Below are 15,792 nucleotides of genomic sequence, written 5' to 3' on the forward strand. Positions count from 1 at the left end.
TTGTTCGACAGCACCGAGAGCAGGATGACGATCGCCGCCGCGGCTTTCTGCCTCGGCGGCATCCTGCTTTTTGTCGGCATGGCGGGAATGGCCCTCATCACGCAGACGGGCGAGAGCAACGCCGACGGCCTGTTCGACGCCTATATCTGGCGCGTCACGCGCTTCACGCTGCTGCAGGCGGGCCTCTCGACGGCCCTGTCGATCCTCTTCGCCATTCCCGTGGCACGCGCATTGGCACGGCAGGCGTCCTTCCCCTGCCGGATCTGGATGCTGCGGCTGATGGCCCTGCCGCTCGGCCTGCCGGCGCTCGTCGCGGCGCTCGGCCTGATCGAGGTCTGGGGCCGGCAGGGCATTCTGAACCACGTTCTCTCGGCAACGGGCCAGCAGCCGATCAGCGTCTATGGCCTGTTCGGCATCCTGCTTGCCCATGTCTTCTTCAACATGCCGCTTGCCGCCCGGCTGATGATTGCCGGACTCGAGCGCATTCCCGGCGAATATTGGCGCAGCTCCGCCAATCTCGGCATGGGGTCGTTAGCGATCTTCCGCTTCATCGAATGGCCGGCGATCCGGGGATTGCTGCCGGGCATTGCCGGCCTCGTCTTCATGCTCTGCGCCACCAGCTTCACGCTGGTGCTGACGCTCGGCGGCGGCCCGGCCCAGAGCACGATCGAGGTGGCGATCTACCAGGCGCTGCGCTTCGATTTCGACCCGCCCCGGGCGATCGCCCTTTCCGGCCTTCAGGTCGCGCTGACGGGCGCGCTGCTGATCGCCCTAAGATTTCTCGCTCCGCCCCCCGAAGAAGGCCAGACGAGCGGGCGGGCAGCCCGGCGGTTCGACGGCCTGAGTGGCCTTTCGCGCCTTGCCGACGGCATCTGGCTGGCGCTCGCCCTCCTCTTCGTCGGCTTGCCCTTCATCGCCATCGCAGCGTCGGGATTGCAGGCCGATCTCGCCCGCCTCGTCAGCGAGCCGGCATTCCGTCGGGCGCTAATCACCAGCGCCGCCATCGCCCTTCCCTCCGCCGCCATTTCGGTCGCGATGGCCGGTCTGATGATCCGGGCGCAACGGCTGCTCCTCGGAAGGCGCCGCCGCGGTATGCCCGCCCGTCTGTTTGCCGGCACGATCGGTGCCAGCACTTCCTTCATCCTGCTCGCGCCGCCCGTCGTGCTCGGCGCCGGCTGGTTCCTCCTCCTGCGCCCCTTCGGCGATGTTGCGCGTTTCGCTCCCTTCGTCGTGATCGCGATCAATGCGCTGATGGCGCTTCCCTTCGTCCACCGGGTCCTGGCCCCGGCCATGGCGACCCATGCCGCGCGAACGGAGCGCCTTGCCGCCAGCCTCGGCATCCGCGGCTTCCATCGCCTGCGATGGATCGATTGGCCGGCGCTACGCAAGCCGCTCCTGATGGCGCTCTCCTTCGGGCTCGCGCTGTCGCTCGGCGATCTCGGCGCCGTTGCCCTCTTCGGTTCGCAGGATCTCGCGACCCTACCTTGGCTGCTCTATAGCCGGATGGGCAGCTACCGTACCGCCGACGCCGCCGGCATTGCCTTGATGCTGGGGCTCATCTGCCTCGCTCTGACCGTGCTCGGCACGGCGGGAGAGAAGGCGGCGGAAGGACGAGCCGCATGAGTTCGCTTGCCTTGTCCCTCAATGACGTGAGGGTCCGCTTTGAAACGTCAGCCCTGGCCTTCGACTGCGCGGTTCCGGCCGGGCAGTTCGCCGCCGTCGTCGGCCCCTCCGGCTCCGGAAAATCGACGCTTTTCAGTGTCATCGCCGGCTTCGAAACACCGGAATCTGGCAATGTACGGATCCTCGGCGACGACATGGCCGGCCGCATTCCGGCAGAACGGCCCGTGTCCGTCATCTTCCAGGATAACAATCTCTTCGCCCATCTCGACGTCGCGACCAATGTCGGCCTTGGAATCAGCCCCTCGCTGAGGCTCGGCCCGCCCGATCACGACAGGATCGAGGATGCGCTGGCGCGGGTCGGGCTCGCCGGCTTCGGCAGAAGGCTGCCGCCGACGCTTTCCGGCGGCGAGCGGCAGCGGGTGGCGCTCGCCCGCGCGCTGGTGCGGCATCGGCCGCTGCTGCTGCTCGACGAACCCTTCGCCGCGCTCGACCCGGGAATGCGCGCCGAGATGCGCGAACTTCTGAGCGACCTTCACCGCGAGGAAGCCAACACCATCCTGATGATCACGCATCATCCCGATGACGTGAAGAGCCTCGCCGACAGCGTGCTTTTCCTCGACGACGGGCGTATCGTCGCTCACGACCCCCTCAATCGGTTTCTGGCAAGGCGGGACCTGGCAGCGATCAACCGCTTTCTTGGCAATGACGAGATCCGGTGAAGGAATGAGCCATTGGTCGGGGCACTACGGCAGTATCTTTGGACAATGCGCGTTTCGCCACAATTTGACCGCCCCGCTATGCGACGCGCGGAACGTCCGGTCGGATGCGCAGGTTACTCGCGCATCCGTTGCTGTGATACCACGGGGCAACTATTTCTACTGGGATCAGCTAGGCAGGCGCCGGTTAAATCGATACAGCAGAGTTATGGCTGAGAAACCCGGCGCCGGCGGCGTTATGCGGCTGAAAAAGTAGGATTTTTCGTCGAGGGCGAGAGGCGCCATCGGCGGATGGAACGGGCTGAGGAATGGCAAGGCAGACAGTCACAAGAGACTGGTTTCCGACGCGGCATGCCGGCATGGTTTTGCGCGCCTTGGTTGCGCTGTCTTCATTCAGCCTTCTTTCCGCCTGCCAGTCGATCATCGAGCAGACTTACGAGCCCGCCGTCTCGCCCTCCTCCAATCCGCAGATTGTCGAGGAGGTGCAGAAGAACGATCCGCGCGCCCAGCTCGGCGCGCGCGAGCATCCGCGCATCGTCGCGAGCTACGGCGGCGAGTACAAGGACGCCAAGACCGAACGGCTCGTCGCCCGCATCACCGGCGCGCTGACGGCGGTTTCGGAAAACCCGCAGCAGTCCTACCGCATCACCATCCTCAATTCCCCGGCAATCAACGCCTTTGCGCTGCCGGGCGGCTATCTCTACGTCACGCGCGGCTTGCTGGCGCTTGCCGACGACGCCTCGGAAGTCGCCGCCGTGCTTTCGCACGAAATGGCGCACGTCACCGCCAATCACGGCATCCAGCGCCAGCAGCGCGAAGAGGCGGAGGTGATCGCCAGCCGCGTCGTCTCCGAAGTGCTGTCCTCCAATCTTGCCGGCAAGCAGGCGCTCGCCCGCGGCAAGCTGCGGCTTGCGGCTTTCTCGCGCAACCAGGAACTGCAGGCCGACGTGATCGGTGTTAGGATGCTCGGCGAAGCCGGCTACGATCCCTACGCCGCCGCGCGCTTCCTCGATTCGATGGCTGCCTATAGCCGCTTCACCGCGGTCGATCCCGAAGCGGACCAGAGCCTCGACTTCCTGTCGAGCCACCCGAACGCGCCGCAGCGCGTCGAACTGGCGCGCCGGCATGCGCGCGCCTTCGGCCCAGAAGGAACGAGCGGCGACCGCGGCCGGGATTACTATCTCGCCGGCATTGACGGGCTGCTCTATGGCGACAGCCCGGAGGAAGGCTATGTCCGCGGCCAGACCTTCCTGCACGGCCAACTCGGCATACGCTTCGACGTGCCCCAGGGTTTCCAGATCGACAACAAGGCCGAAGCCGTGCTGGCGACGGGTCCGGGCGAGGTCGCCATCCGCTTCGACGGCATTTCCGACAACGCCCGCCGCAACTTGACCGACTACATTGCCAGCGGCTGGGTGACCGGCCTGCAGCCCGACACCATTCGTCCCGTTTCCGTCAGCGGCCTTGAGGCTGCGACGGCGCGTGCCTCCGCCGATCGCTGGGATTTCGACGTCACCGTCATCCGGCTCGGCGACCGCATCTATCGCTTCCTGACCGCGGTTCCGAAGGGATCGACCGCGCTTGAAGCGACCGCGAGCCAGTTGCGCAGCTCCTTCCGCCGCATGTCTACGGCCGAAGTCCAATCCCTGAAGCCGCTGCGCATCAGGGTGGTGACGGTGCGGCCGGGCGACACGAGCGCCACATTGGCGGCGCGGATGATGGGAACGGACAGGAAGCTCGACCTTTTCCGGCTCATCAACGCCATGCAGGTCACATCCACCGTAAAGCCGGGCGACAAGGTGAAGATCATCGCCGAATAGGTGATGGCCGCCGCTCTCTCCTCATTCTTCGGCAACGCACCCTCAAAGTGTAACAACTTTGAATTGCCGCCTTCTTCCTTAATTCGGCTACGATTCAAGGCAGTAAGTAAGCCACTGACGGTCTTGGACGGGGATGAATCAGCATGAAAAACAGGCACTTTCAGACGCTTGCAGTCGTTGCGGCCGTTTCTCTTTTCAGCGGCGCATGCACCCAGGCAATTGCCGGCGACGACCGGGAAAACATCGGGCGCGTCGTTGACGAGGCGGTCGGCCCGGTGATGAAGGAATACGACATTCCCGGAATGGCTGTCGCAGTGACGGTCGAGGGGAGACGATACGTCTTCAACTACGGCGTCGCTTCGAAGGAAACCGGACGGAAGGTCGGCGATCGGACGCTTTTCGAGATCGGCTCGATCAGCAAGACCTTTACGGCAACGCTCGCCGCCTACGGCGAGGCGCGTGGAGACCTGTCTCTCTCCGGCAGCGCCAGCAAATACCTGCCGACACTCGCCGGAAGCCGCTTCGAGGAAATCAGTCTTCTCGATCTCGCCACCTATTCGGCGGGCGGCCTGCCTTTGCAGTTTCCGGCGTCGGTCACCGATGAGAACGAGATGGTCGCCTATTTCAAAGCCTGGCGGCCGGACTACGCCCCCGGCACCCACAGGCTCTATTCGAATCCCAGCATCGGCCTGTTCGGCTACCTTGCCGTCAGAGGCATGGGAAAGCCTTTCGACGATCTCATGGAAAAGACGCTCTTCCCGTCACTCGGTCTTACCGAGACCCATATCAGCGTGCCGGAAGATCGCATGGACGACTATGCCCGTGGCTATTCGAAAGCCGGCAAGCCGGTCCGGGTGATTCCCGGCGTGCTCGATTCGGAAGCCTATGGCGTCAAGACGACGGCCGGCGATCTGATCCGCTTTGTCGAGGCCAATATGGGCGGCGCAGCAGTCGACGAGACGCTCCGGGGGGCGATCGCCGCGACGCACACCGGTTACTTCAGTGTCGGTGACATGACGCAAGGGCTTGGGTGGGAGATGTATCCCTACCCGGTCGAGCTTGAGGCGCTGCTGGCAGGAAACTCGCCCGAGGTGAGCTTGAAACCCAACAAGGTCACAAGGCACGATCCGCCGCGGGCGCCACGGGAGGACGTGCTGATCAACAAGACGGGTTCGACGGGCGGATTCGGCGCCTATGCCGCCTTTGTGCCCACGCAGCGGATTGGCGTCGTCATTCTTGCCAACAGGGGCTATCCCATTCCGGCACGGGTGAAGGCCGCCTATCGAATTCTGACGGCACTTGAGGACGCAGGAACGAGCGCCCAATAACGGCTTCAGCGCGCGATCAGTGCATGGCGGCAGTCAGTGCCGGGGCCTTTGCCGCCAACGCCGTCCGCAGCTTCTCCAGCGCCCGGGTTTCGATCTGCCGCACACGCTCCTTCGATATGCCCAGCGCCAGACCGAGCTCCTCGAGGGTTGCGCCGTCCTCGGAAAGACGGCGTGCCCGGATGATCTTCATCTCGCGCTCGGTCAGCTGCGTCAGCGCGAGCTGCAGCCAGCGGCGCGCCCGCTCGCCGTCGATCATGTCGCTCACCTGCTCGTCGGGGAGCGGCGCATCGCTCGGCAGGAAATCGAGCCGCGCACCGCCATCGGCGTCGCCGTGGCCGACCGGCGCCTGCAGGGAGGCGTCGCTTCCGGAGAGACGGGCATCCATGGTCTGCACGTCGGCGAGGCTGACGCCGAGGGCGGCAGCGATTTCCTCGTGCATAGCCTGCGATGTAAGCTGGCGGTCGCCCTGGGCGAGGCGGGCCCTGAGCCGGCGCAAGTTGAAGAACAGCGCCTTTTGCGCCGAGCTGGTGCCGCCCCTGACGATCGACCAGTTGCGCAGCACGAAGTCCTGCATGGATGCGCGAATCCACCAGGTGGCGTAGGTCGAGAAACGCACCTCGCGGCTCGGCTCGAACCGCGCCGCCGCCTCCAAAAGGCCGATATGCCCCTCCTGGACGAGATCGCCCATCGGCAGGCCGAAGCTACGGAACTTGGCGGCCATGGCGATCACCAGCCGCATATGCGACATGGCGATCTTGTTTCGGGCTTCCTGGTCGTGGTCGTTCCGCCAGGCCTCCGCCAGCGCATGCTCCTCGTCTCGCTCGAGATAAGGGGCATCCATTGCAATCTTGATCAAACGCCTGTCTGCTGTAAGGGTCTTCATCGATTGCTCCCTGGCTGGCGCCGAACGCCAACACTGTTGATCCTAGAAGAGCCGAACGCCTGTCGCGGCGGTCGGTTGAAGGGCGGCCGGCCCTGCTTGACGAATTGAAGCAGTGCCCTACATCGAGGAATACGACCTGAAACGGTGAGCACTCACAGAACCACGATCGCGCGGGAACGCAGGCGCGCGCCTATCCCGTGAACGAGAAACGTGCGCCGGGTCGAAAAGTTCCCTGTCGCGGTAACGATTTTAGATTGCAGGTCGCGAGCCATGCACCTGCAGCGCCGCGCGTCTAATCGCGCAAAGGTCACTGAGCACTTTGAACTGCTGCATGTCTTGGTCCTTAAATGGAGGTCGATATAAGGAGACATGCAGTAGCATTGTGCGGCGCGCGAAAGGCACTGAGGCAAGAAAAAAGGCCCGGCGCTGATGCCGGGCCTAGATCCAATTGCTGAATGCTGGCGAAGCGTTTCGCTGCCGGTCAGGCGGCTTCGTCCTGCTCGTCTTCCTCGATGGCCTTGCCGCGCTTCGGCCCCTTGTTCAGATTGGCTTCGACGAGGCGCACGGCTTCCGTTTCCGACATCTTGTTCACGGCAGCGATTTCGCGCGCCATGCGGTCGAGAGCGGCTTCGTAGAGCTGGCGCTCGGAATAGGACTGTTCCGGCTGGTTTTCCGCACGATAAAGATCGCGCACCACTTCCGCGATGGAAATGAGATCGCCGGAATTGATCTTGGCATCGTATTCCTGCGCGCGACGCGACCACATGGTCCGCTTCACGCGTGCCTTGCCCTGCACAACCTTCAATGCGCGGTCGACGAAATCGGTTTCGGACAGTTTGCGCATCCCGATGCTGACGGCCTTAGCCACCGGCACCTTGAGACGCATCTTGTCCTTTTCGAAATCGATGACAAAAAGCTCGAGCTTCATGCCGGCGACTTCCTGCTCCTCAATCGCCACGATCTGACCAACGCCATGAGCCGGATAAACGATCGATTCACCGGTCTTGAAGCCTTGGCGCGTTGAAGATTTTTTCTGCTGGGTCGTCATTCGTTTCAAACACTCCCTAGTGCGCACCGGCCTCGATCGGCCGGGCCGGGTCGTGAGGCCCGGATAGACGGGGATACCGCCGGGTGGGGTCAATCCTGGTCCGTCCAACGAAATGCAAACGGCTTCTTGCGTCGCAGTCACGAGCAACGGAACGTTGCCTATTTTGAAAGTGCCGCGCCGTGGAAATCGATTTGCTTTCGTGCTGGTTTTCGGGCGCGCAAAAGCACCCTCTGTGGATCAGTGTCTGGAACCTATCATAAAAAAGAGCGGAAATCAATAATTTGCTGCATGGCAACGATCAAGCCGCCATGCTCGCACCTGCGAGGCACCGATGGGATTTCCCCAGATTTGCGGCCTCGCGCGTTTAGCGCTCCGTCAGCCGCGGCGAACCGAGCGGCCGGGCCTCAGTCGCCCTGGCCGGGCTTCTCGGAGAAATACTGCTCGTACTTCCCTTCGACGCCGTCCATCTCCTTCGCTTCCGGCAGAGGGTCGCGCTTGACCGTGATGTTCGGCCACTGCGTCGCAAAATCGGCGTTCAATTTCAACCACATGTCGAGGCCTGGCTCGGTATCCGGCTTGATCGCATTTGCGGGACATTCCGGTTCGCACACGCCGCAATCGATGCACTCGTCCGGATGGATGACGAGAAAGTTCTCGCCCTCGTAGAAGCAGTCCACCGGGCAGACTTCCACGCAGTCCGTGTACTTGCAGCGAATGCAATTGTCGGTCACGACATACGTCATGAGGTACTCCAGCCAATGCTCTCATCAGATGGCAGTCGGCAATGCTCGATCGTCCGCGCATGCTAGGAATGTCCGGCGCGCATAGCTGCCCGAAGCAAACCGCAAGTGCCACCTCCTGCAGGGTTCCTTAAATCGGCACCGGTTCAAGGATAAGACCATGCAGCATTTCAAATTTCACACAGCGACCCTTGCGCGCCCGAACGGCGCGGGGTGCTGCAACATGGCTTGTGACGTAAAGGCTTTAAGCGGCCTTTGCAAGAATAATCCACTCGCCTTTTGCCGCGAAAAGGGCAGAGTTTTCCAGCATCGCCGGACTATCGGATCGAAGCATCCAAAGTTGCTGGACGGCCCCTCAGAGGACAGCCGCGACGGCATCTCCCGTACCACGACCGCCGCCCAAACCACGATGGAGGACGCTAGTCGTCGTCGCCGAAATCGGGCCTCAGCCGGTCCGTCTCGCGCCGCTCCTGTTTCGTCGGCCGTCCTGCGCCGCGATCGCGGGTTGCCTGTTCAAAGGCTGTGCGACGCTCGGCGGGTGCGGGCGGCGTCAGGTCCTCGTAAAGCAGCCGCGCCTCCTCATAGGGACCTCGCCGGTTACCTGGCAGCAGGACCCGCACGACGAGGTCGCGCCGTTCGAGCGAAAGCTCCAGCCTGTCGCCGGCCTTGATCTGCGCCGACGGCTGCGTCGTCCGAACGCCGTTGACGGCCACATGGCCGGCCTCGATCGCCTTCTGGGCGAGCGAGCGCGATTTGATCAGCCGGGCGAAGAACAGCCACTTGTCGAGCCGCTGGCGCGCGGCAGGCGATGAGGCTGGCTGTTTCTCCATGGTCCGCCTACTTTTTCAGTTGCTCCTTGAGCGCGGCGAGCTTCGCGAAGGGCGAATCCGGATCGATCGGCTTCTCCTTGCGCGGCGGGCGGCTGTCGAACTTGCCAGACCGGTCCGACCGGTCGTGACGCTCATGTCGCTCGTGACGGTCCTGGCGCTCCTTGCGCTGGCCGCCCGGCTTGCCGTCCTGAGCCTTGCCGCGCGCCGGTGCACCGCCCTTGCGGCCGCCTTCCCTTGCCTCGCCCTGACCGTGACGCTCACCGTGGCGCTGGCCGCCGCGGCGCTGGTCTCCCTGATGGCGGCCGCTGCGCTGGTTGTCCTGACGCGTGCCCGGCCGCCACAGAAGCACCGGCTTCGGCTCGGCCGGCTCTTCCGGCTGCTCCGCCACGGGAGACTCGTCGCTGGTCGCCTCCGTCGAGGCGGCTTCTGCCTCGGCCGGAGCGGCTTCTGCCGAATCCACTTCCGCCGGTGCCGCATCCTCCTCGGCAGGTTCCGCCGCGGCGTCCGCATCGGCTTCGACATGCTCCCCGGCCGCCTCGTCGGTCGGCGCGGCCTCCGCCGGCGTGCCGTCCTGCTTTGCCAGAAAGGCCGCCGCTTCCTCGGCGGTCACGCTGTCGGCGCGATAGCCGAGACCCTTGAGGATCTCTTCCATGTCGTCGGGGGTCGCGCCGAGGATCGAGAGCATCGAGGTCGTCGTCGTGAAACGGCGGCCGTCATAGGCGCCGTCCGGCCGCGGCGTTGCGCCCGGCTTCCATTGCAGGAGCGGGCGGATGAGGTCGGCGAGACGCTCCAGGATATCGATCCGAACGGCGCGCTTGCCGAGATAGCGGAAGCCGGCAAGCTTGTAGAAGGTCCGCTCGAAGGACGCGTCGGTGACGACCGAGGTCCGGCCGGCGGCAAGCATGGGGATCAGTTCGCCGTAGCCCGGCTTGTCGAGGCCGTCGTTCTTCAGCGCCCAGAGAAGCGTGATCAGCTCCGCAGGCGCCGGCTTCAGGAGCGCCGGAAGGAAGATGTGGTAGGCGCCGAAGCGGACGCCGTATTTGCGGATCGACGCCCGGCTCTCCTGGTCGAGAGACTTCACCTCTTCGGCGACGTCGCGGCGGAAGAGGACGCCGAGATTCTCGACGAGCTGGAAGGCGAGACCCTTCGCCAGGCCTTCGAGATCCTCGGCGCGCGAGATGTCGTCGAGCGGCTTCAGGACCGTGCTGATGTGATGGTTCACGAAGCGCTCGATCCGCGCCACGACGTGGTCGCGGGCATTCGCCTGCAGCTGCTCGTCGGCGAGCAGGATGACGCGGGGCCGCATGACGTGGTCGCTTGCCGCAAGCCGCGCCACGGGATCGCCGAGCCAGCGCACGAGTCCGTCCGACGAGAGCGCCAGATCGTTGTTGCCGGCCGCATGCAGGCGGGCGGCGCGCGCCTCGAATTCCAGCGCCAGCGCCTTTTGGGCAGCACCCTGGACAGCCTTGGCATCCGTTCCTTCGCTGCCGGCCACGAGCGTGAACCGAAAACCGGTTAGCTGACCCACGTGGTGCCCTTCGACGAAGACATCACCATTCACACTGATTTCTGCTTCCAGCATCGCATTCTCTCTCAGGCGCTTCATGAGCACAGATGTCCTGCGGTCAACGAAGCGTTTCGTCAACCTTTCATGTAACGCGTCGGACAATCGATCTTCGATTTCCCGCGTCTTTTCTTGCCAGTGTGTCGGATCGGCAAGCCACCCGGGCCGGTTGGACACATAGGTCCAGGTCCTGATCTGCGCGATTCGCGCCGAAAGTGTGTCAATCTCGCCATCCGTATGGTCGGCGCGGCGGACCTGCTCGGCCATGAAGTCCTCATTGACAGCGCCATGGCGGACGAGATCGGCATAGATGCTCGCGATCAGGTCGGCGTGCTGCGCCGGCGTGATGCGGCGGTAATCGGGAAGCGCACAGGCTTCCCACAGCTTCTCAACCCGTTCCGCGGTCGTGGCGACGTCGACGACTTCCGGATAGCGCGCCAGGTGCTCGAGCGCCTGCTGGTCGACGGCCGGAAGGGCCCGCGTCAGACCGGATACGGCCGGTGCCGCCTCGAGGCTGTGCTTCAGCGCCTTCAGCGAGGAATAGTCGACGGCCTTGGAGCGCCATTGCAGCACCCGGACCGGATCGAATTCGTGCGATTCGATCCGGTGCACGAGCTCGTCCTCGAAGGGGTCGACGCGGCCCGTCACTCCGAAGGTGCCGTCGCGGATGTGTCGGCCGGCGCGGCCGGCAACCTGGGCGAGCTCGGCCGGATTGAGGTTGCGGTATTGGTAGCCGTCGAACTTGCGATCCTGGGCGAAGGCGACGTGGTCGACATCGAGATTGAGCCCCATGCCGATAGCGTCGGTCGCCACCAGATAGTCGACGTCGCCCTCCTGATAGAGCGCCACCTGGGCATTGCGGGTCCGCGGCGAGAGCGCGCCGAGCACCACCGCGGCGCCGCCGCGCTGCCGCCGGATGAGCTCGGCGATGGCATAGACCTCGTCGGCCGAAAAGGCGACGATCGCCGAGCGATGCGGCAGCCGGGTGATCTTCTTCGAGCCGGCATAGAGAAGCTGCGACATGCGTGGCCGTTCGACCACCGTGATGCCGGGCAGAAGATGCTCGAGGATCGGCCGCATGGTCGCGGCACCGAGGAGGAGCGTCTCTCCCCGTCCGCGCAGATGCAGGAGCCTGTCGGTGAAGATGTGACCGCGCTCGAGGTCGCCGGCGAGCTGCACCTCGTCGATCGCGACGAAGGAAGCCGTCGTTTCGCGCGGCATCGCCTCCACCGTGCAGACCGAATAGCGGGCGCGATGCGGCGCAATCTTTTCCTCGCCGGTGATCAGCGCGACATTGTGGTGCCCGACCTTCTCGACGAGGCGCGTATAGACCTCGCGAGCAAGCAATCGCAAAGGCAACCCGATGACGCCGCTGTCATGCGCGACCATGCGCTCGATGGCATAATGCGTCTTGCCGGTATTGGTGGGTCCGAGGACCGCGGCAACCCCGCGGCCGCTCAGGATCATGGATTGAAAGGACAAGGTCATCGATCCCGGGCAGTCTCTAGAGCGGGATTCGCTCACATGCGTTCGCGCTCCCGATCTATCTTTTTGTCTTTGCCGCATTTGTGCAACGTCAGGTGAGTCCACCTGACTGCAAAATGCCCCACAGCGCCGCACGTCTTCCACACGCACAAAGGTCGCTGCAGCACTTCTGATTGCTGCATGTTTTTATCCTTAAATCGGCTCCGATTTAAGGTACATGCAGTAGGAGCGGGGCGCCAGCACCCCGGCGGGCAACAGATGCCCATGCACGAGCGCGAGCGCAAGGGGGCGCGAGCAATAAAACAATCCAGGCTGTTGCCGGCCATATCTTGGGGCTCAGTTTCCATGCGAATATCGCCACTTGGAACAGCGGTGGAACGAATCGGAGACGAATCGCTGACTCGCGCCGATTCTCTGTATGTTCACGGCTACATATAGACCACGTCGAGCCGAATCGCACCATATGCTGAATCTGTTGACGAGGCGCGCGCTTCACGCTTCTCAAGCGCCCGCTTTCCGGCGTCCGATGACGCAACCGGTTCAAAGGATTCCGAATCCAAGACTCTGGAACAGCTGAAAAATTTTGACCAAAATTGCATTTTTGCCGCCTCGAATCCCGGAATAGGAATCGCCATTTCGGACAGCCGGATGAATCGGTGCGACTCTCCCTTCCGGGCGGCAACGGCGCGACGTCTGCTTAGTGCGCTACCAGATATAGTGTGTCGGGGATCACCGGCCGCGAGTCCGGTCCCGCCCGACGCCGCGCCGCAGCTCGGGCAACGGACGGAAAAGGAAAGCGGCGCCCCGAAGAGCGCCGCATGATGCCGAGAGTCCGCGGGTGTCAGGCGAAATACTGCCCGCCATTCGCCGAGATCGTCGAGCCGGTGATGAAGCCCGACTCGTCGGATGCCAGGAACACGACGCAGCGGGCGATCTCGTCAGGCTCGCCGAGGCGGCCGACCGGGATCTGCGGGATGATCCTTTCGTTCAGCACCTTCTCCGGTACCGCGCGCACCATCTCCGTGCCGATATAGCCGGGGCATATCGCATTGACGGTCACGCCCTTAGCCGCGCCCTCCTGCGCCAGCGCCTTGGTAAAGCCGAGATCGCCGGCCTTGGCTGCGGAATAGTTCGCCTGGCCCATCTGCCCCTTCTGGCCGTTGATCGACGAGATGTTGATGACGCGGCCGAAGCCGCGGTCGCGCATGCCCGACCAGACGGGATGGGTCATGTTGAAGAGGCCGGTGAGGTTGGTGTTGATGACTTCGCCCCACTGTTCCGGCGTCATCTTGTGAAACATCGCGTCGCGGGTGATGCCGGCATTGTTGACGAGAACGTCGACCGGCCCGAGATCCGCCTCCACCTTGGCGATGCCGTCAACGCAGGCCTGATAGCTGGAGACGTCCCATTTATAGACCGGAATGCCGGTTTCCTGCTTGAAGGCCTGGGCCTTTTCGTCATTTCCGGCATAGTTGGCGGCCACCTTGTAGCCCGCCGCCTTCAGTGCCACCGAAATCGCAGCGCCGATACCGCGGGACCCACCCGTAACCAATGCTACCCTGCTCATCTTTGCCTCCCACTTGGGTTAACTGTCAAAAATTGTCCTTCGGCGGCCCGGAGCTCCAGGCCGCACGCTCGATCAAACAGGGCGGATGCCCTTGCATGCCGTGAACTGCTACAGGCGCTCGACGCACATGGCGACGCCCATGCCGCCGCCGATGCAGAGGGTCGCAAGGCCCTTGGAAACGCCGCGCCGCTTCATCTCGAAGAGCAGCGTGTTCAGAACCCGGGCGCCAGACGCGCCGATCGGATGGCCGATGGCGATCGCGCCGCCGTTGACGTTGACGATCGACGGATCCCAGCCGAGATCCTTGTTGACCGCGCAGGCCTGGGCCGCGAAGGCTTCGTTGGCCTCGACGAGTTCGACGTCGCCGATCGCCCAGCCGGCCTTCTCGAGCGCCTTGCGGGAGGCCGGGATCGGGCCGGTGCCCATGATCTGCGGATCGACGCCGGCGGTTGCCCAGGAGACGATGCGGGCGAGCGGCTGAATGCCGCGCCTGGAGGCTTCCGCCTCGGTCATCAGCAGCGTCGCGGCCGCGCCGTCATTGAGCCCGGAGGCATTGCCGGCGGTTACCGTGCCTTCCTTGTCGAAGGCGGGCCTGAGCTTGGCGACCGAATCCAGCGTGGCGCCATGGCGGATATATTCGTCCTGGTCGACGGTCACGTCGCCCTTACGGGTCTTGACGACGAAGGGAACGATTTCGTCGGCGAACCGGCCGGCCTTCTGTGCGGCTTCCGCCTTGTTCTGCGAACGAAGCGCGAATTCGTCCTGCTCCTCGCGGGTAAGCTGCCACTTGCGCGCGACGTTCTCGGCGGTGATGCCCATGTGGTAGCCGTAGAAGGCGTCGGTCAGGCCGTCCTTGATCATCGTGTCGATCATCTTGTAGTCGCCCATCTTGACGCCGCCGCGCAAATGCGCGCAATGCGGCGCCATCGACATCGACTCCATGCCGCCGGCAACGATGATGTTCGCATCGCCGGTGGCGATCTGCTGCATGCCGAGGGCGACGGCGCGCAAGCCCGAGCCGCAGAGCTGGTTCATGCCCCAGGCGGTCTTTTCCTGCGGCAGACCGGCCTTGATCGCCGCCTGACGCGCCGGGTTCTGCCCCTCGCCGGCCGGCAGCACCTGGCCGAGGATCACCTCGTCGACCTCGCCCGCCTCGACTCCGGCCCGTTCGAGGACCGCCTTGATGACCGTTGCACCCAGTTCATGAGCGGGAGTGTTGCCGAAGGCGCCGTTGAAGGACCCGACTGCGGTGCGAGCGGCGCTGGCGATCACGATGGAGGGATTGCTCATGGGACGTTTCCTCTTGTTTCCTTTGCCTGGACGAGCAGACTGGCAAAGCCAGGAGCGCAAGTCAAACGCCTTGATGCTCTGCAACAAAAGCTTCACGGCCGGCGCCGTTCATCACCTTTTGCACCTGCGTCGCCGCAACGCACAAAGAGATTGTCAGCGGCGCTCTTTTGCGGATACTCTTAAAAAACACAATAAAGACGGGATGATGGGTAGAGGAGACCCTGATGGCGAAGAACGAAGGCCAGATCGTTATCAAGAAATACGCCAACCGGCGGCTCTATAATACCGGCACGAGCACCTATGTAACCCTCGACGATCTGGCGGTGATGGTGAAGAGGGGCGAGGACTTCATCGTGCAGGACGCCAAGTCCGGCGAAGACATCACCCATTCCGTGCTGACGCAGATCATTTTCGAGCAGGAATCGAAGACCGGCAACACGCTTCTGCCGATTTCCTTCCTGCGCCAGCTTATTTCCTTCTACGGCGATCAGATGCAGATGGTCGTGCCGAGCTACCTCGAACATTCGATGCAGGCCTTCACGGAACAGCAGGCCCAAATGCGCGAGCAGATCAACAAGGCTTTCGGCGACACGCCGCTCGGCAAGAACCTGCAGGTACCGCTGCAGCTCGTCGAGGAGCAGGTCAAGCGCAACACCGAAATGTTCCATCAGGCGATGCAGATGTTCTCGCCCTTCATGGCCGCTCCTCCGGCCAAGGAAAGCAAGAAGGCCGAGGCGAAGGACATCGACGAGCTCAAGGAACAACTGCGCGCATTGCAAACGAAGCTCGACAACTTGGGCTGACGTCCAATTTCCTCGCGAACGAAGATTCCCTCCCCGACCCTCCCCTGGGGTCGGGAGGGGTTCTCAAGGATGATCCCGACCGCAGCGACGAAAAA

General features: G+C 63.7%; 13 protein-coding genes. 6 read left to right on the forward strand and 7 right to left on the reverse strand.

Going from position 1 to position 15,792, the window contains the following annotated elements; all coding sequences use genetic code 11:
* Positions 1–24: 24 nt before the first annotated feature.
* From thiP to ampC, 4 genes are all read left to right on the forward strand, one after another.
* Complete coding sequence (thiP, locus tag SS05631_RS17230; protein WP_037418213.1) at positions 25–1,623, forward strand: thiamine/thiamine pyrophosphate ABC transporter permease ThiP; 1,599 nt, start codon at positions 25–27, stop codon at positions 1,621–1,623.
* On the forward strand, positions 1,620–2,342 hold the full coding sequence (locus tag SS05631_RS17235) for an ATP-binding cassette domain-containing protein (RefSeq protein ID WP_037418117.1): 723 nt from the start codon (positions 1,620–1,622) through the stop codon (positions 2,340–2,342). Before thiP ends, SS05631_RS17235 begins: the two co-directional genes overlap by 4 nt.
* Before the next feature lie 305 nt (positions 2,343–2,647).
* On the forward strand, positions 2,648–4,159 hold the full coding sequence (locus tag SS05631_RS17240) for a M48 family metalloprotease (protein WP_037418120.1): 1,512 nt from the start codon (positions 2,648–2,650) through the stop codon (positions 4,157–4,159).
* Between the two features lie 143 nt (positions 4,160–4,302).
* A complete protein-coding gene (gene ampC / locus SS05631_RS17245) occupies positions 4,303–5,487 on the forward strand; it encodes a class C beta-lactamase (RefSeq protein ID WP_037418123.1) in 1,185 nt (394 codons plus the stop codon).
* A gap of 16 nt (positions 5,488–5,503) precedes the next feature.
* Here ampC and SS05631_RS17250 read toward each other — a convergent pair whose 3' ends face one another.
* From SS05631_RS17250 to SS05631_RS17280, 7 genes are all read right to left on the reverse strand, one after another.
* Entirely contained in the window at positions 5,504–6,370 is an 867-nt protein-coding gene (locus tag SS05631_RS17250; RefSeq protein ID WP_037418126.1) for an RNA polymerase factor sigma-32, read from the reverse strand.
* A gap of 481 nt (positions 6,371–6,851) precedes the next feature.
* Entirely contained in the window at positions 6,852–7,418 is a 567-nt protein-coding gene (locus SS05631_RS17255) for a CarD family transcriptional regulator (RefSeq protein WP_018235988.1), read from the reverse strand.
* A gap of 404 nt (positions 7,419–7,822) precedes the next feature.
* The gene (fdxA, locus tag SS05631_RS17260; protein WP_037390327.1) at positions 7,823–8,161 is read right to left on the reverse strand and encodes a ferredoxin FdxA; all 339 of its coding nucleotides are present in this window, start codon (positions 8,159–8,161) and stop codon (positions 7,823–7,825) included.
* Positions 8,162–8,577: 416 nt separating this feature from the next.
* Positions 8,578–8,988: an RNA-binding S4 domain-containing protein gene (locus SS05631_RS17265; RefSeq protein ID WP_037418128.1), complete on the reverse strand. Its 411-nt coding sequence runs from the start codon at positions 8,986–8,988 to the stop codon at positions 8,578–8,580.
* A gap of 7 nt (positions 8,989–8,995) precedes the next feature.
* On the reverse strand, positions 8,996–12,019 hold the full coding sequence (locus SS05631_RS17270; RefSeq protein WP_172900192.1) for a helicase-related protein: 3,024 nt from the start codon (positions 12,017–12,019) through the stop codon (positions 8,996–8,998).
* 859 nt (positions 12,020–12,878) lie between these two features.
* Positions 12,879–13,604 carry a beta-ketoacyl-ACP reductase gene (locus SS05631_RS17275; protein WP_037418234.1) on the reverse strand — a complete coding sequence of 242 codons (726 nt, stop codon included), beginning with the start codon at positions 13,602–13,604 and terminating at the stop codon, positions 12,879–12,881.
* 108 nt (positions 13,605–13,712) lie between these two features.
* Positions 13,713–14,894, reverse strand: a complete 1,182-nt coding sequence (locus SS05631_RS17280) for an acetyl-CoA C-acetyltransferase (RefSeq protein ID WP_037418236.1) — start codon at positions 14,892–14,894, stop codon at positions 13,713–13,715.
* Here SS05631_RS17280 and SS05631_RS31085 point away from each other — a divergent pair.
* Positions 14,893–15,177: a hypothetical protein gene (locus SS05631_RS31085; protein WP_141471734.1), complete on the forward strand. Its 285-nt coding sequence runs from the start codon at positions 14,893–14,895 to the stop codon at positions 15,175–15,177. The genes SS05631_RS17280 and SS05631_RS31085 overlap by 2 nt on opposite strands.
* A complete protein-coding gene (gene phaR / locus SS05631_RS17285) occupies positions 15,119–15,697 on the forward strand; it encodes a polyhydroxyalkanoate synthesis repressor PhaR (RefSeq protein WP_037390320.1) in 579 nt (192 codons plus the stop codon). The genes SS05631_RS31085 and phaR overlap by 59 nt, the downstream gene beginning before the upstream one ends.
* Positions 15,698–15,792 lie beyond the last annotated feature (95 nt).

The organism is Sinorhizobium sp. CCBAU 05631 (genome assembly GCF_002288505.1).
In the GTDB taxonomy this organism is placed as follows: Bacteria; Pseudomonadota; Alphaproteobacteria; order Rhizobiales; family Rhizobiaceae; genus Sinorhizobium; species Sinorhizobium fredii_C.